Source organism: Streptomyces sp. NRRL F-6676, from assembly GCF_000725625.1.
Taxonomy (GTDB): Bacteria; Actinomycetota; Actinomycetes; order Streptomycetales; family Streptomycetaceae; genus Streptomyces.
Map to the genome: position 1 here is coordinate 1 of NZ_JOHS01000021.1, position 22,478 is coordinate 22,478.

Annotated in this window: 20 protein-coding genes and 1 tRNA gene; 10 read left to right on the forward strand and 11 right to left on the reverse strand. The window is 70.7% G+C overall.

Annotated elements, in window-relative coordinates; translation table 11 throughout:
* Positions 1–164: 164 nt before the first annotated feature.
* The 3 genes from IO29_RS38530 to IO29_RS15545 form a co-directional block, all read right to left on the reverse strand.
* Complete coding sequence (locus IO29_RS38530) at positions 165–770, reverse strand: hypothetical protein (RefSeq protein ID WP_158709341.1); 606 nt, start codon at positions 768–770, stop codon at positions 165–167.
* A 277-nt stretch (positions 771–1,047) separates the two neighbouring features.
* The gene (locus tag IO29_RS15540; RefSeq protein WP_106969829.1) at positions 1,048–1,317 is read right to left on the reverse strand and encodes a hypothetical protein; all 270 of its coding nucleotides are present in this window, start codon (positions 1,315–1,317) and stop codon (positions 1,048–1,050) included.
* A gap of 1,097 nt (positions 1,318–2,414) precedes the next feature.
* On the reverse strand, positions 2,415–3,176 hold the full coding sequence (locus tag IO29_RS15545) for a phosphoglyceromutase (protein WP_030380050.1): 762 nt from the start codon (positions 3,174–3,176) through the stop codon (positions 2,415–2,417).
* A 196-nt stretch (positions 3,177–3,372) separates the two neighbouring features.
* On the opposite strand from IO29_RS15545, the gene IO29_RS15550 reads away from it, so the two are divergent.
* Positions 3,373–4,767 (forward strand): MDR family MFS transporter, encoded by a 1,395-nt coding sequence (locus tag IO29_RS15550; RefSeq protein WP_234307530.1) that lies wholly within the window; start codon positions 3,373–3,375, stop codon positions 4,765–4,767.
* Positions 4,768–4,952: 185 nt separating this feature from the next.
* On the opposite strand, the gene IO29_RS38945 is transcribed toward IO29_RS15550, so the two are convergent.
* Together IO29_RS38945 and phoU are read right to left on the reverse strand one after the other, a co-directional pair.
* Positions 4,953–5,105, reverse strand: coding sequence for a hypothetical protein (locus tag IO29_RS38945; RefSeq protein WP_199806882.1), 153 nt, complete (start codon positions 5,103–5,105; stop codon positions 4,953–4,955).
* Positions 5,106–5,382: 277 nt separating this feature from the next.
* On the reverse strand, positions 5,383–6,072 hold the full coding sequence (gene phoU, locus IO29_RS15555; protein ID WP_030993958.1) for a phosphate signaling complex protein PhoU: 690 nt from the start codon (positions 6,070–6,072) through the stop codon (positions 5,383–5,385).
* 198 nt (positions 6,073–6,270) lie between these two features.
* Here phoU and IO29_RS15560 point away from each other — a divergent pair, with 198 nt between their 5' ends.
* Positions 6,271–7,638 carry a sensor histidine kinase gene (locus IO29_RS15560; protein ID WP_030380053.1) on the forward strand — a complete coding sequence of 456 codons (1,368 nt, stop codon included), beginning with the start codon at positions 6,271–6,273 and terminating at the stop codon, positions 7,636–7,638.
* Positions 7,635–8,315, forward strand: coding sequence for a two-component system response regulator PhoP (locus tag IO29_RS15565; RefSeq protein ID WP_007382946.1), 681 nt, complete (start codon positions 7,635–7,637; stop codon positions 8,313–8,315). The genes IO29_RS15560 and IO29_RS15565 overlap by 4 nt, the downstream gene beginning before the upstream one ends.
* 147 nt (positions 8,316–8,462) lie before the next feature.
* On the opposite strand, the gene IO29_RS15570 is transcribed toward IO29_RS15565, so the two are convergent.
* Positions 8,463–9,143, reverse strand: coding sequence for a copper chaperone PCu(A)C domain-containing protein (locus IO29_RS15570; RefSeq protein ID WP_030380054.1), 681 nt, complete (start codon positions 9,141–9,143; stop codon positions 8,463–8,465).
* Between the two features lie 761 nt (positions 9,144–9,904).
* On the opposite strand from IO29_RS15570, the gene IO29_RS15575 reads away from it, so the two are divergent.
* The 6 genes from IO29_RS15575 to IO29_RS15600 all read left to right on the forward strand — a co-directional run bounded on the left by IO29_RS15575 (position 9,905) and on the right by IO29_RS15600 (position 17,130).
* Positions 9,905–10,387 carry a CarD family transcriptional regulator gene (locus IO29_RS15575; protein WP_003953493.1) on the forward strand — a complete coding sequence of 161 codons (483 nt, stop codon included), beginning with the start codon at positions 9,905–9,907 and terminating at the stop codon, positions 10,385–10,387.
* A 620-nt stretch (positions 10,388–11,007) separates the two neighbouring features.
* Positions 11,008–11,712: a 2-C-methyl-D-erythritol 4-phosphate cytidylyltransferase gene (gene ispD / locus IO29_RS15580; RefSeq protein ID WP_037817916.1), complete on the forward strand. Its 705-nt coding sequence runs from the start codon at positions 11,008–11,010 to the stop codon at positions 11,710–11,712.
* A gap of 28 nt (positions 11,713–11,740) precedes the next feature.
* Positions 11,741–12,283: a 2-C-methyl-D-erythritol 2,4-cyclodiphosphate synthase gene (gene ispF / locus IO29_RS15585; RefSeq protein ID WP_420705379.1), complete on the forward strand. Its 543-nt coding sequence runs from the start codon at positions 11,741–11,743 to the stop codon at positions 12,281–12,283.
* Between the two features lie 437 nt (positions 12,284–12,720).
* Positions 12,721–14,121, forward strand: a complete 1,401-nt coding sequence (cysS, locus tag IO29_RS15590; RefSeq protein WP_030380057.1) for a cysteine--tRNA ligase — start codon at positions 12,721–12,723, stop codon at positions 14,119–14,121.
* Between the two features lie 173 nt (positions 14,122–14,294).
* The gene (gene rlmB / locus IO29_RS15595) at positions 14,295–15,236 is read left to right on the forward strand and encodes a 23S rRNA (guanosine(2251)-2'-O)-methyltransferase RlmB (RefSeq protein ID WP_030380058.1); all 942 of its coding nucleotides are present in this window, start codon (positions 14,295–14,297) and stop codon (positions 15,234–15,236) included.
* Between the two features lie 127 nt (positions 15,237–15,363).
* Positions 15,364–17,130, forward strand: coding sequence for a DoxX family protein (locus tag IO29_RS15600; RefSeq protein WP_234307531.1), 1,767 nt, complete (start codon positions 15,364–15,366; stop codon positions 17,128–17,130).
* Positions 17,131–17,256: 126 nt separating this feature from the next.
* On the opposite strand, the gene IO29_RS15605 is transcribed toward IO29_RS15600, so the two are convergent.
* The 3 genes from IO29_RS15605 to IO29_RS15615 form a co-directional block, all read right to left on the reverse strand.
* Positions 17,257–17,988 (reverse strand): nucleotidyltransferase family protein, encoded by a 732-nt coding sequence (locus tag IO29_RS15605; RefSeq protein WP_030380060.1) that lies wholly within the window; start codon positions 17,986–17,988, stop codon positions 17,257–17,259.
* A 217-nt stretch (positions 17,989–18,205) separates the two neighbouring features.
* Positions 18,206–18,658, reverse strand: a complete 453-nt coding sequence (locus IO29_RS15610) for a hypothetical protein (RefSeq protein ID WP_030380061.1) — start codon at positions 18,656–18,658, stop codon at positions 18,206–18,208.
* A 242-nt stretch (positions 18,659–18,900) separates the two neighbouring features.
* Entirely contained in the window at positions 18,901–20,037 is a 1,137-nt protein-coding gene (locus IO29_RS15615; RefSeq protein WP_030380062.1) for an ABC transporter ATP-binding protein, read from the reverse strand.
* Positions 20,038–20,280: 243 nt separating this feature from the next.
* Here IO29_RS15615 and IO29_RS15620 point away from each other — a divergent pair.
* A tRNA-Thr gene (locus IO29_RS15620) sits at positions 20,281–20,355 on the forward strand.
* Positions 20,356–20,401: 46 nt separating this feature from the next.
* Here IO29_RS15620 and IO29_RS15625 read toward each other — a convergent pair.
* Positions 20,402–21,787, reverse strand: coding sequence for a tyrosine-type recombinase/integrase (locus tag IO29_RS15625; protein WP_030380063.1), 1,386 nt, complete (start codon positions 21,785–21,787; stop codon positions 20,402–20,404).
* 66 nt (positions 21,788–21,853) lie between these two features.
* Positions 21,854–22,057: a helix-turn-helix domain-containing protein gene (locus tag IO29_RS15630; RefSeq protein ID WP_030380064.1), complete on the reverse strand. Its 204-nt coding sequence runs from the start codon at positions 22,055–22,057 to the stop codon at positions 21,854–21,856.
* Positions 22,058–22,478 lie beyond the last annotated feature (421 nt).

Here is a 22,478-nt window from a genome sequence, read left to right on the forward strand (position 1 = left end):
ACGATCCACGGCCGAGTACTCACACCATCACGAACGGCCGAATCTTCACACCGGTCACGGCCAACCAGCACGTTTCACCAAGATCGTGTTACGAGCTCTAAGCACCGACGAAGACGCCCTCGTTCCCGCCGTTTCCCGACTGATCTGGCGTGGATTTGGCGCGATCAGCTCCCCGACGCTGGCGGCTCTGGTGCTGGGCGCGTGATCGGGCCGTCCGCCCACAGGCGAAGGCACGATGGCGTCGTCTCAAGGGCGCCGACAACAGCTCCGAATTTCCGTCCATCCTCGTGCGCGAACTCAAGGTCATATCGATGAGACTCAGCATCGATAGCGGACTGCACGAGAGTCAGCTTCTCGACCGCCACTTGGTAGTGCCTGTGCAGTCCCGACCGAGCCAACTGCTCGGCCTCCTCAAGACTTCGAATCTGCCAAACCCTCTGCTCTGCACGACTCTTAAGTTTCTCAAAGACGACCTTGATGGCGGCGGCAATGGCTGTCGCTCCGATGCCCCCGGCCGTCCCCGTAGTGACCTGCATGATCACTTCGGAGAAGGATCCTGACGCCCCCCAGTTGTGTACGCCGGTACGTGCTGACACTGTGCTGTGCAAAGGCACATCGCGCTCTTCTGCCCAAATCACAGTGTTCAGTTCGTCGATGACCTCTTCGACGAACATGTCGAGATGATTAAGTTCGAGCTCCCAGACTTCGTCCGGGTACCGCCCCAGGTCATCTCCAAGAGATACAGAGATACGAGACTCTTGTGCTCTCATGACTACTCCAGTCTCAGGGTGTAGCTGGTCGTGCCAGGTTCCTTTGCCGCTTCGCAGGCAAACTTCGCTCCCGATAGCGAAGCTGACGAACGATTTTGAGAACCGTCGTCGTGGCAACATGACCGTCAAGTCAAATGCCACCGCCTCCGCGCTGAGAACAGCCGAACGGCTCCTGGCCAGTTAAGATTGCTCAGGAGCCGTTCCGTGTTCCCTGCCCCGGAGTGGCCCGGTGTGTACCGGGATCCCCCGTAGATCGGGCACGGCTAGGGTGCGGCGCCTACATGTGGGTACGGAGCCAGTCCACGATCTCCTGGTCGAGGTAGCCGGAGTAGTCGTCACGCGTGATGTCCACGACCAAGATGAGGTCGTTGGTGTCCATGTGGCCCTTCAGTGCGGCGCGTACCTGCTCGGCCGACTTCAGGGTGTCGACCAGCCAAGTGGACTGGAGCGCGTGACACCAGGAAGAACCCAGCGACTTGATCTCCTTGATCAGCGTCGTGTAGTCCTGTCCCGGCCTCTTAAGGTCGTACGAGATCATCTGGATCACTACACACCTCTCTCTGAGGTGGGCATGCCAGGGGTGCGGGGCTTGGAATGCCTCGCGCCTCGTTATATGGTCCCCAGGCGCCTAGCAACGCATCTGAAGGCCCTATACCGGGCGGCCCAACCTCGATTGAGCCCCGGTGTGGGGCTTTCTTCGTTGTCCTGACGGTCCATTAGAGCACCACTGGCCGGAAGTGAGCAACCGGCGCCCGCACTCAAACCACTAGTTGTGGGGTGTTGAGGGGGCTCTAGCCACAACATCTTGTGGTCTGGAGCGAGCAGAGGTCAAACCACCGATTGTATCGGGCGGCACTGACAACCGAGCGATGGCCGATTCCTGCCTCTACCGCTACCCACCCCAGCTCCCATCCCGTCTGCCGTCATCCCACAGGCATGTGGTGCGTGCGTGGTTCAGGGGCGTCAAGGTGGAGCGCGCCACTGTACGAACGACCTTGACGCCCCTGGGCCCGCGTCTGCTCGGCTTCGCCTGGGTCGATGGCAGGCAGGTGGGATGGGAGCTCCCCGCGCCCGCCACACTCGACCGGCACTCGCCAGCGGCACCCCCCTCCATCTCGGAGCCTGAGCGCCCCCGCCGGAGGCATGCTCTGACCGGTGGCCGGGCTCTCGGTTGATCAACTCACGGCTTCGGTGCTATCTGTCCGTTGCCCCGCGGCCCGGGCGCCGGCCGGGCTGGAGCGGGGCGGAGACAGGAGCGCAGGCCCGGCCGGGGGTCGGGCCGCGCGCGGGGAGCGGAGCGAGTCGCCTTGGACCAGTAGAGAAAGTTGTAACTCAGTCGGTCGAATGAGAGCTGAAGGCGTATGCGCATGCCGGTAGTTGGGCGTCTTGGCGGTCTGCGAATGGCAGGTAGGTCACTCCTGGCCCCTGGTGTCGTCCATCCGGGTTTGCATCACGCAGCATGCCTAGGCGAGTAGGTAGCAGTGCGCCTGGCGCATCATCCGTGTGGAGACCTCGGCGGTCACGATCCTGCTGAACGGGCGGCCCTGAGTTGTCCGGCACCTGACGGCCCAGAGACGGCCCAGAGGCAGCAACAAGCCCCCTGCTCGCGGAGAACCCGCAGGCAGGGGGCTTGTTCGTGCGGGCTTACTTCTTCTTGCCCTGGTTCTTGACCGCCTCGATGGCTGCTGCGGCGGCCTCGGGGTCGAGGTAGGTGCCGCCGGGGTTGAGGGGCTTGAACTCGGGGTCGAGGTCGTAGGTGAGGGGGATGCCCGTCGGGATGTTGAGGCCGGCGATGTCGGCGTCCGAGATGTTGTCCAGGTGCTTGACCAGGGCGCGCAGGCTGTTGCCGTGGGCGGCGATCAGGACCGTGCGGCCGGTCAGGAGGTCGGGGACGACCGAGTCGAACCAGTACGGGAGCATGCGGGCGACGACGTCCTTCAGGCACTCCGTGCGCGGGCGCAGCTCCGGCGGGAGCATGGCATAGCGGGCGTCGGAGAACTGGGAGTACTCGGCGTCGCGGTCGAGCGGGGGCGGCGGGGTGTCGTAGGAGCGGCGCCACAGCATGAACTGCTCCTCGCCGAACTCCGCGAGCGTCTGCGCCTTGTCCTTGCCCTGCAAAGCGCCGTAGTGACGCTCGTTCAGGCGCCAGGAGCGGTGCACCGGGATCCAGTGGCGGTCGGCGGCCTCCAGGGCGAGCTGCGCCGTGCGGATCGCGCGCTTCTGGACGGACGTGTGGACCACGTCGGGCAGCAGGCCGGCGTCCTTGAGCAGCTCACCGCCGCGGACCGCCTCCTTCTCGCCCTTGTCGTTGAGGTTGACGTCCACCCAGCCGGTGAACAGGTTCTTCGCGTTCCACTCGCTCTCGCCGTGGCGGAGCAGGATCAGCTTGTACGGTGCGTCGGCCATGCCTGTGAGCGTAATGGACGCCCCTGGAGGGGTGCGTGCGGTGGTCGGCACGTGGACGCCGGGGGCGGCTCGTGGGTGATTCTTATTTCGGTGGCTCGGCTCGGTCGGCCTGCGTAAGGTGTGCTCGTTGGGTTCGGCGCTTACCTCGCTGTCGCTGCCCACGCCGTCGTCCATACATACGTTCGTGGGGGAGCCGATGTCAGTCGCCGGTCTGGGTCGCGCCGCGCGCGAGACCGTCTCGGGTATGCCGCGCGCCTTCTGGTGGCTGTGGACCAGCACGCTGATCAACCGGCTCGGCGCCTTCGTCGCCACCTTCATGGCGCTCTACCTCACCGTCGACCGCGGCTACTCCGCCTCGTACGCCGGACTCGTCGCCGCGCTGTACGGGCTCGGCGGCGTCGTCTCCTCGCTCGGCGCCGGGGTGATGACCGACCGGCTGGGGCGGCGCCCCACGCTGCTCATCGCGCAGTCCTCCACCGCGCTGTCCGTCGCGCTGCTCGGCTTCATGCGCGACCCCGTCGCCATCGCCGCCGTCGCTTTCCTGGTCGGCATGGCCAGCAACGCCTCCCGGCCCGCCGTGCAGGCGATGATGGCCGACATCGTGCGGCCCGAGGACCGGGTGCGGGCGTTCTCCCTCAACTACTGGGCGATCAACCTAGGGTTCGCCGTCTCCTCGGCCGGTGCCGGGTTCATCGCCGAGTTCAGCTATCTCGCCGGGTTCCTGATCGAGGCGACGATGACGATGGCCTGCGCGATCGTCGTCTTCCTCAAGCTGCCCGAGTCACGGCCCGCGCCGGCCGACGGCACCACGGCCAAGAGCGACGCCGTCGGCCTCGGGAGCGTGCTGCGCGACCGGCGGTACATGGGCGTCGTCGGGCTGTCGTTCCTCGTCGCCCTCGTCTTCCAGCAGGGGTTCGTCGGCCTGCCGGTGGCCATGGGCGCGGCCGGGTTCTCGCCCGCCGACTACGGCCTGGCGATCGCCGTCAACGGCGTGCTCATCGTCGCCCTGCAAATCCCCGTGACCCGGTTCCTCGTCCACCGGGATCCCCGCAGGCTGCTCGTCGTCTCCTCCCTCCTCGCGGGGTACGGGTTCGGGCTCACCGCCTTCGCCGGGTCGGTGGGCGTCTTCGCGCTCACCGTCTGCGTCTGGACGCTGGGCGAGATGATCAACGCGCCCACGCAGACGGGCCTCGTCGTCCGGCTGTCGCCCGCCCACGGGCGCGGGCGGTACCAGGGCGTGTACACCCTGTCCTGGTCCGTGGCCGCGCTCGTCGCACCCCTGATGGCCGGGTTCGTCATCGACCACCTCGGCGCGCGGTGGCTGTGGGGGCTGTGCGCGGCGGTGGGCACGGCCGCGGCTCTCGGCTACGGCGCGCTGATGCGGCGCCTTCCGGCGGAGGAGCCGGCGAGTACGAGAATCGACACCGTGACGGAGGCGACGGATATCGGCACAGTGACGGAGGCGACGGGTGCCGGCACCGTGACGGAGGCGACGGATACCGGCACGGTGACGGAGGCGACGAGCGTGGTCGCGGTGACCGACGAGGGCTCCGCCACGGGGCGCGACGAGCCGCGACGCACCCGGGCCTGACCCGCGGGCACGGTGACCCGCGGGCACGGTGACCCGCGGGCACGGTGACCCGCGGGCACGGTGACCCGCAGGCACGCTGACCCGCAGGCACGCTGACCCGCGGGCACGGGTCCGCGTCGGCGCCCCAAGCCTCCGGCCGCCGGCAGCGGTCTACCGCACCGCCGCGGCGTACCGCTCCGGCCCCCTCAGCCGCACTGGCACGGCGCCCCGGACTGGCACCCGCACCCGCACCCGCTGCCGCAGCCGCAGGCGGCTATCAGCGGGAGGCCGATGACCTCGGCCGGCGTCTGGGTCTCGCGCTCCTGCGTGGGGTCGGGCGTGCTGGGGGATTCGGCCATGGGTCTCGGTCCCTCCTCGTTGCCGCGGTGGCGCGGTGGCGGCGACGGGCCGGTGCCCGCGCTCCTGCCCAGTGCATGCCCCGTCCGTCGGGCGCATCAACGGCGCACGGAGGCGTTCGAGCACCTCCGCACCCGCCGCGCGCCCCCCGCGCACGCCTCCCCGACGGACCCGACGGACCCGACGGACGTGACGGACCGAGCGTCAGGCCCCCCGAACCCGGGGGGCCTGACGGACCCGAAGGAAGGAACCGGGGGCCGCGCAGCCCCCGAAGGCACCTCAGGCCCCCTCCACCCCCGTCACCGGCTGGATGTCCGCCGCGATCTCGTCCGCGTGCTCACCCGTCACCAGGTACACCACCCGCTTCGCGACCGACACCGCATGGTCCGCGAACCGCTCGTAGTAGCGGCCGAGCAGCGTCACGTCGACCGCCGTCTCGATGCCGTGCCTCCAGCGGTCGTCCATCAGGTGCTGGAAGAGCGTGCGGTGCAGCAGGTCCATGTCGTCGTCGTCCTGCTCCAGCTGCATCGCCAGATCGACGTCCTTGGTGATGATGACCTCCGCCGCCTTCGCCATCAGGCGCTGCGCGAGCTGGCCCATCTCCAGGATCGTCGCGTGCAGGTCGTGCGGGACCGCGCGCTCGGGGAAGCGCAGCCGCGCCAGCTTCGCCACGTGCTGGGCGAGGTCGCCGGAGCGCTCCAGGTCCGCCGACATCCGCAGCGAGGTCACGACGATCCGCAGGTCCGTCGCCACCGGCTGCTGCCGGGCCAGCAGCGTTATCGCCCGCGCCTCCAGCTCGTGCTGGAGGTCGTCGACCTTCTTGTCGGCCTCGATCACGCTCTCGGCCAGCTTCAGGTCGGAGTCGAGGATCGCCGTCGTGGCGCGCCCGATCGCCGACCCGACGAGCCGGGCCATGTCGACCAGGCCCTCGCCGATCGAGTCCAGTTCCTCGTGGTACGCGTCCCGCATCAGGTCTCCCTCTCGTTTCGGCCGGCGGGGCTCCGGAGCCCGGCGACCCCCACGCTCCCACGTTCCGGGCCGTACGCGTCCGTTTCCGGCATCCCAGGTGAATCAGCACTGGCGCCAAGGTGAACGCTGGGCGACGAGTGTTCGAGGTCGCACCCGGATGGCTGTGGTCAGAGCCGATCCCGTGCCTAACCTGGTCGCATGGACGTGAACGCGGCGGTCGCCGCAGCGGCAGCGATCGCCGGAGTGCTCACCGGCGTCATCGCCATGCTGGCGTTCCGCTGGAGCGAACGCGACCAGGCACGCCCCACCCGCACCTCCCTGCACACCGATCCCGTGCTCCCGCCCGGCGTGGACACCGTGCTCTCCGTGCTCCGCTCCTCGGCGGTCGTCCTCGACGAGGCCGACACCGTCGTCAAGGCCAGCTCCGCCGCGTACGCCCTCGGGCTCGTCCGGGGCGGCAAGCTGGCCGTGGAGCCGATGCTCCAGATGGCCCGCGACACCCGGCGGGACGGGGAGATACGGCAGGTCGAACTGGACCTCGCCCGGCGCGGCGGCGGACGCGGGGAGGCCCTCGCCGTCTCCGCCCGCGTGGCGCCGCTCGGCTCGCGGCTGGTGCTGCTCCTGGTCGAGGACCTCACCGAGGCCCGGCGCATCGAGGCGGTACGGCGCGACTTCGTCGCCAATGTCAGCCACGAGCTCAAGACCCCCGTCGGCGCGCTCTCCCTCCTCTCCGAGGCCGTCCTGGACGCCCGGGACGACCCGGAGGCGGTGGAGCGGTTCGCCGGCCGCATGCAGGTCGAGGCCACCCGGCTGACCAACCTGGTCCAGGAACTCATCGACCTCTCCCGGGTCCAGAACGACGACCCCCTGGAGGACGCCGAGCCGGTCCGCGTCGACGAACTCGTCGCCGAGGCCATGGACCGCTGCCGGCACGCCGCCGGCACCAAGCAGATCACCATGGCCGCCGGCGGTACCGCAGACCTCCGGGTCTGGGGCCACCGCGGCCAGCTCGCCGCCGCCCTCGGCAACCTCGTCGAGAACGCCGTCAACTACTCGCCCGCCCGGACGCGCGTCGGGATCGCCGCACGCCGGGTGAACGCGCCCGGCGGCGACCTCATCGAGATCGCCGTCACCGACCAGGGCATCGGTATCTCCGAGAAGGACAAGGAGCGCGTGTTCGAGCGCTTCTACCGCGTCGACCCGGCCCGTTCCCGGGCCACCGGGGGCACCGGCCTGGGCCTCGCGATCGTCAAGCACGTGGCCGCCTCGCACGGCGGGGAGGTCACGGTGTGGAGCTCCGAGGGACAGGGCTCCACCTTCACCCTCCGGCTTCCGCAGGCGGGCACGACCCGTGACCGCGCGCAGCCACCCACCGGCACATCCGGTATATCCGGCACATCCGGCAATTCCGAGATCGAGACCGACGAGATCGACGGGGCCGGCGACAGCGTCGACGCCGGCGCCGACGATCGTCTCGACGACCTCCGCGGCCTCGACGGAGAGGCCCGACGGTCCATCGCACCATCCCCGTACGCACCGCTCACCGCCCCGGAGGTCCTTCCGTGACCCGAGTGCTCGTCGTCGAGGACGAGGAGTCCTTCTCCGACGCCCTTTCCTACATGCTCCGCAAGGAAGGCTTCGAGGTCGCCATCGCGGCCACCGGGCCCGACGGCCTGGACGAGTTCGAGCGCAACGGCGCCGACCTCGTCCTGCTCGACCTGATGCTGCCGGGGCTGCCCGGCACCGAGGTCTGCCGTCAGCTGCGCGGGCGTTCCAACGTCCCCGTGATCATGGTGACCGCCAAGGACAGCGAGATCGACAAGGTGGTCGGCCTGGAGATAGGCGCCGACGACTACGTCACCAAGCCGTTCTCCTCGCGCGAGCTGGTCGCGCGCATCCGCGCGGTGCTGCGGCGCCGCGGGGAGCCGGAGGAGGTCACCCCGGCCGCGCTGGAGGCCGGCCCGGTGCGCATGGACGTCGACCGCCACGTGGTCACGGTCTCCGGCTCCAAGGTCGACCTGCCGCTCAAGGAGTTCGACCTCCTGGAGATGCTCCTGCGCAACGCGGGCCGCGTACTCACGCGCATGCAGCTCATCGACCGGGTGTGGGGCGCGGACTACGTCGGCGACACGAAGACGCTCGACGTCCACGTCAAGCGCCTCCGCGCCAAGATCGAACCGGACCCGGGCGCACCGAGGTACCTGGTAACGGTCCGAGGTCTCGGCTACAAGTTCGAGCCGTAGGCCGCGGTCGCCCGCGCCCTCGCATGAGGGGCGCGGGGAACCGCGCGTCTTTTACGGGCCCGGGGGCTTGCTCCCGGGGGCGGGATCGGGAAGGGGCGGCTGGGGCGAGAAAACCGCCCCAGCCGCCCCGCCGCTGTCTCGCCCGTCCTACTGCGCCGACGCGCTCGACGACGCTGAAGAAGATGCCGAAGAGGACGCCGAGGACGAGTTCTTCGGCGTCTTCGGCGTCTTAGGCGTCGACCCCGACGCCCCCTCCGCCGAAGAGGACGCGGAGGACGACGCCGACGCTGACGACGTCCCACTCGGCGTCGCGGGAATGTCGCTCGGCCCCCACTTGCTGAAGTAGCTCTCCGCCGGCACGACGAACGCCTTCAGGCTCACGTCACCCGTCTCGCTGAACGAGAACGTCACCTTCTGCGCGTCCCCGTCCCGCACGGCCTCGCGCCCACTGCTGAGCACCGCCGCGGCGTTCCCCTCGCCCCCGAGAACCACCGACCCGTGCGCCGGAACGGTGATCTTGCCCTTGCCCTTGGCGGGCGAGAGCTCGGCGGACGGCCCGCCGTCGATCGAGATGGAGTCCAGCGTCTGGGCGCTGCCGGCCGTGTTGAAAACGGTCGCGGAGACCACGGCCGGACCGGTGGCCTTCGGGTCGGGCTGAGTGATGACCAGCGCGTTCTGCACCTTGATGGAACCGACGGTGGTCGCCGCGTTGTCCGGCTTGACCTCGAGCGTCTGGGCGTCGTTGCCGGCACCGCACGCGGCGAGTGAGGCGAGCGAGAACGCGATGGCGGCGGCGGCGAGAGAGCCGCGTCGAAGGCTGCTGCTCACGGCGGCGGCAACTCCTTGAACGTGGGCGGAACGGACGGCTGCCTGAATAAAGCCGCCCTAAGCATCTGTCAGCGGCCTTAGGTTACCGAGCGCCTCCCGAGGGGTCGCACCCGACCCGCCCCTGCGCACCCGACACCGCCCGGGAAGCCCTGCGGCACGCCACGGCGGCACGGCGCCACGGCCGCCGCCCCGCAGCCGTTCCCGGGTGCGCCCGGCGTCGTACGGGAGCCGCCCCGGCGTCGTGTCGGAGCCACGCCGACACCGCGCCCGTCGCGCATTCACAAAAGTCCCGAGAACCACTCCCGCCCCACTTAACCGGCGCTATGCACCACGCCATTTCCGTAACACGGCCGGCGGAAGCCGCCGTACTCCGTGCTGTACTCCGTGCCGTACTCCATGAGTGCGACTTGAGCGCGACTTGATCGCCCCGTGATCACCCGTTCGGTCTGTCTTGATCAATTCCGGATTCGTCTCGTATCCGGCTCCGCATCACCGAACGGAGTAGCGAATGTCGATCACCTGGAGACGGACATTTGCGGACGTTTCCCTGCTGGTCACCGGCTTCCAGGGGGTGTGACGCGCGTGTTTCGCCCTGCCCGCACAGCCGCTCCGACCTGCGAATACCTCGTACCGCTCGACCCCCGCAGCACGTTCCTGTTGCGCTTGTCAAGCCCCGAGATATGCCCTGACCTGCGAAAACGCCATTCAGAAGACGTCGTTTCCGTGTTACCCTGGATAGCCACGGAAGGGGTACCTGTCACATGACGTTCAAGGTTGGCGACACCGTGGTCTATCCCCATCACGGGGCCGCGCTGATCGAGGCTATCGAAACTCGCCAGATCAAAGGCGTGGACAAGACCTACTTGGTGCTCAAGGTCGCCCAGGGCGACCTGACGGTGCGTGTGCCAGCGGACAATGCGGAGTTCGTCGGCGTGCGTGATGTGGTCGGTCAGGACGGACTGGACCGGGTCTTCGAGGTGCTGCGCGCGCCGTACGCCGAGGAGCCCACTAACTGGTCGCGTCGTTACAAGGCAAATCTGGAGAAGCTCGCCTCCGGCGATGTCATCAAGGTCGCCGAAGTGGTGCGCGACCTGTGGCGCCGCGAGCGTGAGCGCGGACTCTCCGCAGGTGAGAAGCGCATGCTCGCCAAGGCCCGGCAGATCCTGGTCAGTGAGCTCGCCCTCGCGGAGAACACCAACGAGGACAAGGCCGAAGCCCTGCTCGACGAGGTCCTCGCGTCCTGACGACGCCCGGTCCTCGCGTCCCGACGCCCGCCGCGTCCTGACGCAACAACGCACACCCGTGCCGCCACCGAGGCGGGACGAACGGCCCGGCGGACCGTACATGTGAGATGCCGCGGTGCCCGATGACGCAACAGCTGTCGCCGGGCGCTGCGGCATGTGCGTATCCGGGCCCACCGCGCCTGCCTGCCCTGTTGTCCGCCTCGCTGCCCTGTGCGTACCCGTGCGGCGCGTACTCATGCGCAGGTGTTCGCATGTCCTGCGCAGTCGTCCGACGCCGGCGTCCTACGCCGTCGGGGGTGGTCCCGGACCCCGGTGCTTCGGGAGAGGTGCTTCGCCCCCGATACTGAGCGTGCCGGGCGGGCAGCCCGCTCGACCGGATGTCACGGAAGGGTCCGGTCGAGGCGCGCACCCGGCACTCCCCAGGGCCATACCCACCCCGGCGGAGCACACAAACCTGACAGGAACCGATGTCCGACGATCCGCGCCCCTCGCCCTCAGGCGCCGCCCCGCACGCGCCCGAACCCGCCTCGCAGACGGCCGATTCCGCCGATGCGCGAAGGCCCGATCCCGCCGCTCCGCAGACGCCGGGCTCCGGCCGGCCCGCGCCCCGCGTGGCCGCGGTGATCCCGGCCGCCGGGCGCGGCGTACGGCTCGGCCCGGGCGCCCCCAAGGCGCTTCGCGCGCTGAGCGGCACGCCCATGCTCATCCACGCCGTACGGGCGATGGCGGCCTCCCGCGCCGTCCAGCTCGTCGTCGTGGTCGCCCCGCCCGACGGGGCCCCCGAGGTCAGGGCGCTGCTGGACGCGCACGCCCTGCCCGAGCGCACGGACTTCGTCGTCGTCCCCGGCGGGGAGAGCCGGCAGGAGTCGGTCCGGCGCGGTCTGGCCGCGCTGCCGCCCGGGCACGACATCGTCCTGGTGCACGACGCGGCCCGGCCGCTGGTGCCCGTGGACACGGTCGACGCCGTGATCGAGGCCGTACGGGACGGCGCCCCCGCCGTCGTACCGGCGCTGCCGCTCGCCGACACGGTCAAGCAGGTGGAGCCGGCGAGCGTGCCGGGGGCGCCCGAGCCCGTCGTCGCCACGCCCGAGCGGGCACGGCTGCGTGCCGTGCAGACGCCGCAGGGGTTCGACCGGGCGACGCTGGTGCGGGCGCACGAGACGGTGACCGGTGAGGTCACCGACGACGCGAGCATGGTCGAACGGCTCGGGCTCACGGTCGTGGTGGTGCCCGGGCACGAGGAGGCGTTCAAGGTGACACGGCCGCTGGACCTCGTCCTCGCGGAGGCGGTCCTCGCCCGGAGGAGGCTCAACGATGGGTTCTGAGACGGCTGCGACGGGAGGAGCGCAGGGCGTGCCGGGCGCACAGGGTGTGCAGGGTGTGCCGGATGCGCAGGGTTCGCAGGGCGTGCCGGGTGTCGTGCTGCCGCAGGTCGGGATCGGGACCGACATCCACGCCTTCGAGGAGGGGCGCGAGCTGTGGTGCGCCGGGCTGAAGTGGGAGGGGGCCGGGCCGGGGCTGGCCGGGCACTCCGACGCGGACGTCGTCGCGCACGCGGCGTGCAACGCGCTGTTCTCGGCGGCGGGGCTCGGTGACCTCGGGCAGCACTTCGGGACGGGGCGGCCCGAGTGGGCCGGGGCGTCCGGGGTGACGCTGCTGGCGGAGGCGGCGCGCATCGTGCGGGCGGCGGGGTTCGTGATCGGGAACGTGGCGGTGCAGGTCGTGGGGGAGCGGCCGAAGGTGGGGAAGCGGCGGGAGGAGGCCCAGCGGGTGCTGGGTGAGGTGGTGGGGGCGCCGGTGAGTGTGTCCGGGGCGACGACGGACGGGCTCGGGTTTCCCGGGCGGGGGGAGGGGCTGATGGCGGTGGCCACGGCGTTGGTGGCGCGGGTGGGATGAGCGGGGGGTGTCTTTCGCCCCCGCCGCCCCTACCCGTCCCATCCCTTCAAGGGGCTCCGCCCCTTGGATCCCGGGGGGAGCTCGGGTGGGTGGGGTTGGGTGGCTAGTGCGGGTGGGTGGGGGCTGGTCGCGCAGTTCCCCGCGCCCCTTACGGGGCACGGTGAGTGCTCGCGCCCCTCGCGGCGGAGCCGCGCAAAAGACACAGCCCCGCGCCCCTTACGGGGCACGGTGAGTGCTCGCGCCCCTCGCGGCGGAGCCGCGCAAAAGACACAGCCCCGCGCCCCTAACGCGGCACGGTGGCTTCTCGCGCCCCCGCGGCGGAGCCGCGCAGCAGACACAGCTCCGCGCCCCTTGCTCGGGGCGTCCTCGGTCACGAAAACGCACAGCTTGGGCGGAACGGTCCTGAGGCACTGGCCTGGGGCCACTACCCTGGTGGGGTGACCATTCGTCTGTACGACACCAGCGCCCGGCAGATCCGTGACTTCGTCCCGCTCACACCGGGTTGTGTCTCGATCTACCTGTGCGGTGCCACCGTGCAGGCCGCCCCGCACATCGGGCACATCCGCTCCGGGCTCAACTTCGACATCCTGCGCCGGTGGTTCGCGTACCGCGGGTACGACGTGACGTTCATCCGCAACGTCACGGACATCGACGACAAGATCATCGCCAAGTCCGCCGACCAGGGCCGCCCCTGGTGGGCCATCGGCTACGAGAACGAGCGCGCCTTCAACGACGGCTACGCCGCCCTCGGCTGCCTGCCGCCCACGTACGAGCCGCGCGCGACCGGCCACGTCACCGAGATGGTCGAGATGATGCGCACGCTCATCGAGCGCGGGCACGCCTACGAGGCCGACGGCAACGTCTACTTCGACGTCCGCTCCTTCCCCGGCTATCTCCAGCTGTCCAACCAGGAGCTGGACAACCTCCAGCAGCCCTCGGGCAGCGGCGAGACCGGCAAGCGGGACCCGCGCGACTTCGCGATGTGGAAGGCGGCCAAGCCCGGCGAGCCGACGTGGGAGACGCCGTGGGGCCACGGCCGCCCCGGCTGGCACCTGGAGTGCTCGGCGATGGCGCACAAGTACCTCGGCTCCGCGTTCGACATCCACGGCGGCGGCCTCGACCTGATCTTCCCGCACCACGAGAACGAGATCGCCCAGGCCAAGGCATACGGCGACGAGTTCGCCCGGTACTGGCTGCACAACGCCTGGGTGACGATGAGCGGCGAGAAGATGTCCAAGTCGCTCGGCAACTCGGTGCTCGTCGCCGAGATGGTCAAGCGCTGGCGTCCGATCGTGCTCCGCTACTACCTCGGCACCCCGCACTACCGTTCGATGATCGAGTACAGCGAGGAGTCGCTGCGCGAGGCCGAGTCGGCGTTCGCGCGGATCGAGGGCTTCGCGCAGCGCGTGGTGGAGCTGGCGGGGGGCGTCGTCGAGCCGTCCGCCGAGGTGCCGCCGGCGTTCGCCGAGGCGATGGACGACGACCTGGGCGTCCCGCAGGCGCTCGCCGTCGTGCACACCACGGTCCGCCAGGGCAACAGCGCGCTGGCCGCCGACGACAAGGAGGCCGCCGTCGCCCGCCTCGCCGAGGTGCGCGCCATGCTCGGCGTGCTCGGCCTCGACCCGCTGGACGAGCAGTGGGCCGGTGCGGGCGGTGAGGGCGACGACCTGCACGGCGTCGTCGACACCCTCGTCCGTATGGTCCTCGACCAGCGCGAGGCGGCCCGCGCCCGCAAGGACTGGGGCACGGCGGACGCCCTCCGCGACCAGCTGGGCCAGTCCGGACTGGTCGTCGAGGACGGCCCGCAGGGACCGCGCTGGACCCTCGGCCCGCGCTAGGAGCGCGGCGTCGGCGTGAGCCTCCGGGCGTGCGCCGGCGCACGCGGGGGGCTGTCCGCCTTCCGCAAGATCGATTGTGCCGTCCGGGCCTCCGGGCGGCACACTGCACAGACGTACGAACTTCAAGAAGCACTCCCTCCTCACTCACCCACTCACGAACAGACAGGCAGGTCATGGCAGCCAACAACCGCCGCATGTCCGGCAAGAAGGGCGCGCAGGTCGGCAGTGGCGGCCAGCGGCGCAAGGGCCTGGAGGGCAAGGGTCCGACCCCGCCCGCCGAGATGCGCAAGGGCCACAAGAAGAACCGCGTCGCCACCGCCAAGGCGAGGCAGACCACGCGCCGCCCGGCGCCCCGGGGCCGCGGCGGCAAGTCCGCCTCCGAGCTGGTCGTCGGCCGCAACCCGGTCGTCGAGGCGCTGCGCGAGGGCGTGCCCGCCAACACGCTGTACGTGCAGCAGTTCATCGACAACGACGAGCGGGTGCGCGAGGCGCTCCAGCTCGCGGCCGAGCGCGGCGGCATCAACCTCATGGAGGCGCCCCGCCCCGAGCTCGACCGGATGACGAACGGGCTCAACCACCAGGGCCTCGTCCTCCAGGTGCCGCCCTACGAGTACGCGCACCCCGAGGACCTCGTCGGGGCCGCCCACGACGCGGGCGAGGACCCGCTGATCGTGGCGCTCGACGGCGTCACCGACCCGCGCAACCTGGGCGCCGTGGTCCGCTCCGTCTCCGCCTTCGGCGGGCACGGCGTGGTCGTGCCCGAGCGGCGCGCGGCGGGCATGACGGCGGGCGCCTGGAAGACGTCCGCCGGTACGGCCGCCCGTACGCCGGTCGCGCGCGCCACCAACCTGACGCGCGCCCTGGAGACGTACAAGAAGGCCGGGATCACGGTCGTGGGGCTGGCCGCCGACGGGGAGGCCACGCTGGGCGACCTGGCGGTGCTCGACGGGCCGGTGGTCATCGTCGTCGGCAGCGAGGGCAAGGGCCTGTCGCGGCTGGTCGGCGAGACCTGTGACGTGCGGGTGCGCATCCCGATGCCGGGCGGCGCGGAATCCCTCAACGCCGGTGTCGCGGCGGGGATCGTGCTGTACGAGACGGCGCGCCGCCGGGCCTGAGCGCCCCCGAATGCCCGTTCGCCCCGTCGCCTGATCGGGGCGAAGCGGGCAGGGCCGCCCACCTTGACGCGGTCCGGACAGATCGACGGGGTCAAAGCAGTGTCCTAACGACACGTCACTCGGTTAGATGAGTGTGGACACCAGAACACCCCGCACACCCTCGGGGGACCGAGCGCCGGGCTTCGGGACGCCGGCCCCGGACGACACTCCCGCGCTGAGCATGGTGAAGGTGCCGAGCGATCCGGCGCAGGTCATCGTCAACCATGCGAGCTTCCGCGTGGAACTGGGCGCGTCGACCCGCCGCGCCCGTTCGACCGCCGTCGCACGGCACTTGAGCGCCACGCAGGGCACCGCGCGCCCCGCGGGCCGGCCCGGCGAGGCCCGGCGCCGCCCCGTCGTCTGGAGCGGCCGCTCCGCCCCCGACGACACGGGCGCCCACCGGCTGCTCCAGGCCGTGCGGGCGGGCGGCGTGCGCCACGGCGAGGAACCGGCGGGCGACACCGGGGCGACGCAGGTCATCCCCCGCGTCGACGGCTTCTCCGGGGACGGCGGCTACGACGACGACATGGGCGACGCGACCGTGCGCACCCCGGTCGTGGGCGGCCCGCGCACCCCCGACTCCGCCGCCGGAACCCGCCTGCTGCCCCAGATGCGCCGCATGGGCAGCGCCTACGACGAAGAGACGTACGGCGAAGAGACCTACGGCGAACAGAAGTACGACGAGCAGGCGTACGGCACGGCCGGGTACGGCGACGCGGGCCAGGACGGCCACGACGGTTACGGCGACGGCGGGTTCGCGGACGACGAGACCGCCGAGGGCGCCGACGGCACCGGACGGCACGCCGGCACCACGCAGGCCGACGTGCGCCACGCCTACTACCCCGGCCGCCGCATGAACCTCGGCGTGGTGCTGCTGCCGCTGCGGGTCTTCCTCGGCTTCATCTCCATCTACGCCGGCATGGGCAAGCTGTGCGACCCCGTCTACTTCGACGGCGGCGAGCGCGGCTCCATGGTCAAGTGGCTCAACTCCCTGCACCCCTGGGAGGCGGCCGAACCGCTGCGGCAGTTCGCGCTGGAGCACCCGGTCGGCGCCGGGCTCGTCATCGCCTTCCTCCAGGTGCTCGTCGGGGTCCTGACCGTGCTGGGGCTGTGGCAGCGGGTCGCGGCCGTCGTCGGCGCCGGGCTCTCGGCGGCGCTCATCGTCACCGTCAGCTGGAAGACCGTCCCGGTCTACGACGCGCCCGACATCATCTGCCTCGCCGCCTGGTCCCCGCTGATCATCGCCGGGGCGCCCGTCTACTCGGTCGACGGCCGGCTCGCCGCCGGGGCCTGGCGCCGGCTCGGCCCGCGCTCCGACATCTGGGACCTGCGGCGGTACGTCCTGCGCCGGGGCGCCCTGCTCACCACCGTCGTCACCGGGCTGACGCTGCTGATCGGCTCGCTGCTCGGCGGTGCGGTGCGGGACGCCGACCGGGTCGTCGTACCGGGGCCCGGCGAGGCGCCGCACAACGAGCAGCCCGGCTCCCCGCTGCCGGAGACGCCGGGCGCGCGGCACCGCAAGGCCAACCCGTCGGCCTCGGCCGAGGCGCCGTCGCAGGGGGCCACGTCCTCGCCGTCGCGGTCCGCCTCGGCACCGGGCGCGAGCCGGACGACGGGCGCGGTCACCGGCGGGCAGCCCAGCCAGACGCAGGGCACGGCCGGGCAGGCGCCGCCGCAGAACCAGACACCGGCCCAGCGGGCGCCGAGCACCAGCGCCGGGCCGTCCACCGCGGGCGGCGCGGGTGGCGCCGGCGGCACGGCGAGCGGCGGGACCGGCAGCACCGGAGGGTCCGGAGGCAACGGTTCCGGTGGCTCCGGCGGCTCGGACCGGCTGGTGGGCGGGCTGCTGGGGTAGGGCGCGAGTACGCCGTACCTCGGTGAACGGCAGGGGCCCCGCGCGGACTGTGCGCGGGGCCCCTGCCGTCGTGTGCCGTCCCGGGGACGGGTTTCCGCGGGGCTTCCGCGGGGCTTCAGCGGGGCTTCAGCGGGGGAGCCCCGCCAGTTCCTTCGCGGCCTCGCGGAGGTCCTTCGCCGTGTCGATGGCGCGCCAGTACGCGCCCTGCGGCAGCGGGAAGCCGGCCAGGCGCCGCTCCCGGGCCAGCCGGGGGAACGTGGTGCGCTCGTGGTCGCCCCGCTCGGGCAGCAGCGAGGCGAACTCGGGGGAGAAGACGTAGACGCCCGCGTTGACCTCGAAGGGCGAGGGCGGGGACTCGATGAAGTCCGTGATGTGGCCGAAGCCGTCCGTCTGCACGGCGCCCCAGGGGATGCGCGGGCGGGCCAGTGCGAGGGTCGCGACGGCGTCCCGCTCGGTGTGGAAGTCCGCCATGTCGCGCAGTGGGAAACGGGTCCAGATGTCGCCGTTGGTGGCGTACCAGGGCCGGTCGGGGTGGGGCAGGTGCGCGGCGGCGTACTTCAGGCCGCCGCCGCGGCCGAGCGGCTCCGTCTCGACGACGGTGGTGACGGAGACGGGCAGGTCGGCGGAGTCCAGCCAGTCCTGCAACACCTCGGCGAGGTGGCCGCAGGAGACGACGGCGTCCGTCACGCCCGCCTCGGCGAGCCAGGTGAGCTGGTGGCCGATGATCGGCGTGCCCGTGCCGGGGATCTCGACCATCGGCTTGGGACGGTCGTCGGTGTACGGGCGCAGCCGGGTGCCTTGGCCTCCGGCCAGGATGACGGCTTGGCGGGGGCGGGAGGCGGTGGTCGGATCGGTCATGCGGATAGGTTAGGGGGCCTTTTCAGGGCTGCGCCCTGATGGCCCTCGCTTGGTGCCTGGGGTCTCGGGGGTTTTGTGCGTGGGCGGGTGCAGGTGCGTCGTGGCTGGCCGCGCAGTTCCCTGCGCCCCTCACGGGGCGCTGCCCCTCACGGGGCGCTGCCCCTCACGGGGCGCTGCCCCTCACGGGGCGCGCCCCCTGCGGGGCAGCGCCCCCCGCTCAGCCCAGCGCTGCCACGCCCGTCGCGAAGGACGTGTCGCAGACCGGGCGGGCGTAGGACTGGGCGCGGGTGGGGCCGTAGACACGGACCGCGGCGCGGCCCAGGGCCCGGGCGATGGACGCGCAGTGCTTCGCCAGGGAGGGGCGCGCGTCGACCGCCTGCTGGAGGTGGGTCAGCGCGACGGCCGGGTCCTTCTCCTGCATCTCGAGCAGGAGCTTGTCGCGCAGCACGTCCTGCGGGGCGCGGGCCTTGGCGTGACCGGCGGGGCGGGACAGCTCGGCGTCGGACGCGGCCAGCACCGAGTCGGAGGAACTCCCGGACCAGTTGACCCGGGTGACCGCGAGTGTTCCGGAGAGCACCATGACGACGGGCAGGACGAGGGCGAGGGAACGGCCGATCCGGCGGGCGGGGCCCGGACCGCGCCGTGTCCGCGAGGTAGTGGAGTGCTTCACGCGAGTGAGCGTAGCGCGCGGTGATGACAAGGGGACATTCCGTCACCGGTTCGGGGGATGTCGAACCCCATGATTCTGGGTACGGGGTTGACGCACACGGCTCGAAACGTCCGGTCTGCCGGGGTCTTTCCGGCATCCGTGCGGGCAGCGAAGAGGGCCCCGCGGCCGGCCGCGGGGCCCTCTTTCGTTCTCTCGGGTGAATCGCCGCGGCCGTCGGTCACACGGCGGCGCGGGTGCCCGGGTCAGTCCGTCAGGCGCTCGCCCGTGGAGGTGGAGAACACGTGGGTCTCGCCCGCACGCGGCACGACGTGCAGCTGGGCGCCCTTGTCCGGCACCTGGCGGCCGTTGACGCGGACCACGAGGTCCTTCGTCTCGCCGCCGACCTCGGCGCTGCCGTAGACGTAGCCGTCGGCGCCGAGCTCCTCCACGACGTTGACGGAGACGGCCAGGCCGGCCGGCGCGTCCTTGGACTCCTTGGAGAGCGCCGAGGCGGCGCCGCCGTTCTGCTCGACGATGTCGAAGTGCTCGGGACGGACGCCGACGGTGACCGTGCGGTCGCCCTTGTCGGCGGCGGCCTTCAGGGCGTCACGGTTGACCGGGACGACGCTGTTGCCGAACTTGACGCCACCGTCGGTGATCGGGACCTCGACCAGGTTCATCGCCGGGGAGCCGATGAAGCCCGCGACGAAGAGGTTGGCCGGCTTGTCGTACATGTTGCGCGGCGAGTCGACCTGCTGGAGCAGACCGTCCTTGAGCACGGCCACCCGGTCGCCCATCGTCATGGCCTCGACCTGGTCGTGGGTGACGTAGACGGTGGTGATGCCGAGGCGGCGCTGGAGCGAGGCGATCTGCGTACGGGTGGAGACACGGAGCTTGGCGTCCAGGTTGGACAGCGGCTCGTCCATGAGGAACACCTGGGGCTCACGCACGATGGCGCGGCCCATCGCGACACGCTGGCGCTGACCACCGGAGAGCGCCTTCGGCTTGCGGTCCAGGTACTCGGACAGGTCGAGGATCTTGGCGGCCTCCTCGACCTTCTGCCGGATCTCCGCCTTGTTGACGCCGGCGATCTTGAGCGCGAAGCCCATGTTGTCGGCGACCGTCATGTGCGGGTAGAGCGCGTAGTTCTGGAACACCATGGCGATGTCCCGGTCCTTGGGCGGAAGGTGGGTGACGTCGCGGTCACCGATGCGGATGGCGCCGCCGTTGACGTCCTCGAGCCCCGCGAGCATGCGGAGCGAGGTGGACTTGCCGCAGCCGGACGGGCCGACCAGGACGAGGAACTCGCCGTCCTCGATGTCGATGTCGAGCGCGTCGACGGCGGGCTTGGTGGAACCCGGGTAGATCCGGGTCGCCTTGTCGAACTGGACAGTGGCCATGGTGAATGGGCCCCCTTCTACCGGCAGGAACGTGCCGGACGATCCGTTGTGGAAGGTGGTGCGCCACTACGGCTGATTCCGTTGTGGTGTGGTCCACACGAGTGAACTGGCACAGGACGGTACCTGTAGTTCACCTGATCTGTCAGTAGTTCCGGTCCTGTGAACTTCGCGGTAATTCCTGACAGGGCCCCCGGAGCCGATGGGTACACTGCAACACGCACGCCCGTGCGGTACCGCGTGCACGCCTCCTTAGCTCAGTCCGGCCAGAGCAACGCACTTGTAATGCGTAGGTCGTCGGTTCGAATCCGACAGGGGGCTCTGCTGAAACCCCAGCTCAGATGCGCTCTGAGCTGGGGTTTCGTGTTCAGCGGACGCGACGGCGGCGCCGGGCACGCTCGGCTCGGCGGTCCCCGGTCTCAGTTGTGGTCTCAGTGGGGGGTTCCTGGCGCGGCATGAAGGCGTCTCCCATGCGGCGCATGGCGTCCTTGGAGAGGTGGGAGCGTCCCTTGACGTAGCGCCGTGTCTGGCTGATCTGGGTGTGCCGCAGGATCTCCATGATCGTGGGCATGTCGACCCCCAGCTCATTGAGGATCGTCCCGGCGGTGTGCCGGCTGCCGTCGTACAGGCGCCGGTCATCGATGCCCGCTTCGGCCAGCAGCTCCTTGAACTCCTCCCAGTCGACACGGGGGTCGATCGGCCGGCCGTCGGGCCGGGCGAAGACGGCGTCGGACTCCTGCCAGTCGTCGCCGGCCGCCGCGCGCATGGCGTCCTGCTGTTCCTTGTGCGCGATCAGGTAGGGGATGAACGGGGGCGGGATCGGTACCGGATTCCTGCTTTTCTTGGTCTTGGGCCGGGTGAAGACCAAGCCACCGCCCTTGCGCTCCGGGCACGTGCTCGCGTGGCGGGCGCAGCCCTTCGGGCACGGCTTTGGACACCCGCGCTTGTAGCCCTTGTGCGTCGCGCAGTCCGGCGGGCAGGGCTCGAAGCGGTGCAGCCGGGACCCACAGGCGTGCGGGTCGGCGCAGCCGTGGCGCCAGGTGAGCCGTTGGAGCTGCCATTGCGGGTGGAACAACTCGTTGTCGAGGTCGACGTACGCCCACCGCAGCCCGAGCGTTTCCCCCTGCCGGAATCCCATGCCGACGCCGACGCACCACCGCATGAAAGTGGGCCGCTTGGCCGCTGCTTCGAGGAAGGCTTTGGCTTCCTCGGTGGTGAAGGGATTCGCCTCCGTCTCGTCCACGGTCGGCGGGTCCACCAGCGTGGCCACGTTTTCACTAATGATCCGGCGACGGTGGGCAATCTTGAGTGCGCGGGACAGGATGCGGTGCACTTTGAGGACGTGCGAGGGGGCGTGGCCCTCGTCGAGCATCGCGCGGTACATCCGTTCCAGATGCTCCGGGGCGAGTTTGTCGAGCCGGTGCTGTCCTACCCCGGGGATGATGTCGTTGCGCGTCTTGGACCAGTAGTCGTCAAGGGACCGCGGCTTGAGCTTGAGACTCGCAATTTCGGTGAGGTAGGTCTCCATCCATTGCGCCACGGTGGGTTTGCGGCCGGCCTTCGGGGCGCGGCCCTTGTCGCGCAGCGCTTCCAGCGCGCGCACCTTGCGGCGCACTTCCGCCTCGGTCTTGCCGCGACGATGACGCCGGTCGGGGCTTCCGTCGTTCTTGACGCCCATCGTGACGCGACCGTGCCACCAGCCGTCACCGCCGAAGTAGACGGACGATTCCATGTTGGGCTTGCGGGGGCTCATGTACTCCTCCGAACACGCGAAAGGGACCCTGGGCGGGCGGCCCGGGGTCCCTTTCGCGCTGCTGGATCAGTGGGACTGTGGTTCGAGGGCGTTGACGAACTCTTCGAGGTGGCTCCGCTTGATGCGGCGGGAGCGTCCTCGCTTGACGAACTTCAACTGGCCGGCGGCCATGAGTTCGTAGACGGTGGAGCGGCCGAAGCTGAGAACTTCGGCGGCTTCCTCGGGGGTGTAGAGCAGACGGTCGACGTGAGCGGCTATCGCGGTGCTCATCCGGGTGTCTCCTAAAGGCTTGGCGCTCCCAGGGCGCGCGTGTGTCCGAGGTGTGGATTTCTGCGTCACCCGCGTCATCTGCGTCATTCGCTGTGTTGACCTGCGGTTTTGTGGTGACGCAGCCGGGCGGGGGTGTGTCATCGGGTGACGCGTGCGTCCGTCATCGGGTGACGCGGGTGACGCGGGGTGACGCAGGATTTGGGGGGCTGCGTCACCCGTCTTCCGGCAGGTCATCGCCTGTTTTCGGGGTGTGGGTGACGCAGGTGACGCAGCGTCTCTCTACTTCGGACAGAGAGGGGGTGGTGTCTGTTGTGGTGCGCGGCTCAGAGACTGAAGAAGGAGCCGCTTCGCGGCGCGTCCATCGCAGGGCGGCGGTGCCGCCGAACAGCAAGAGGAGCACGCGTCACCGGGTGCTCCTCTT

Bases quoted from the DNA above. Each gene is read 5' to 3' on its own strand.
- IO29_RS15625 (WP_030380063.1), bottom strand. From the start codon at position 21,787: ATGAGCCCCCGCAAGCCCAACATGGAATCGTCCGTCTACTTCGGCGGT.
- IO29_RS15615 (WP_030380062.1), bottom strand. From the start codon at position 20,037: ATGGCCACTGTCCAGTTCGACAAGGCGACCCGGATCTACCCGGGTTCC.
- IO29_RS38530 (WP_158709341.1), bottom strand. From the start codon at position 770: ATGAGAGCACAAGAGTCTCGTATCTCTGTATCTCTTGGAGATGACCTG.
- rlmB (WP_030380058.1), top strand. From the start codon at position 14,295: ATGGCAGCCAACAACCGCCGCATGTCCGGCAAGAAGGGCGCGCAGGTC.
- phoU (WP_030993958.1), bottom strand. From the start codon at position 6,072: ATGCGGGACGCGTACCACGAGGAACTGGACTCGATCGGCGAGGGCCTG.
- IO29_RS15560 (WP_030380053.1), top strand. From the start codon at position 6,271: ATGGACGTGAACGCGGCGGTCGCCGCAGCGGCAGCGATCGCCGGAGTG.
- IO29_RS15630 (WP_030380064.1), bottom strand. From the start codon at position 22,057: ATGAGCACCGCGATAGCCGCTCACGTCGACCGTCTGCTCTACACCCCC.
- IO29_RS15600 (WP_234307531.1), top strand. From the start codon at position 15,364: ATGAGTGTGGACACCAGAACACCCCGCACACCCTCGGGGGACCGAGCG.
- IO29_RS38945 (WP_199806882.1), bottom strand. From the start codon at position 5,105: ATGGCCGAATCCCCCAGCACGCCCGACCCCACGCAGGAGCGCGAGACC.
- IO29_RS15605 (WP_030380060.1), bottom strand. From the start codon at position 17,988: ATGACCGATCCGACCACCGCCTCCCGCCCCCGCCAAGCCGTCATCCTG.
- IO29_RS15545 (WP_030380050.1), bottom strand. From the start codon at position 3,176: ATGGCCGACGCACCGTACAAGCTGATCCTGCTCCGCCACGGCGAGAGC.
- IO29_RS15575 (WP_003953493.1), top strand. From the start codon at position 9,905: ATGACGTTCAAGGTTGGCGACACCGTGGTCTATCCCCATCACGGGGCC.
- IO29_RS15550 (WP_234307530.1), top strand. From the start codon at position 3,373: ATGTCAGTCGCCGGTCTGGGTCGCGCCGCGCGCGAGACCGTCTCGGGT.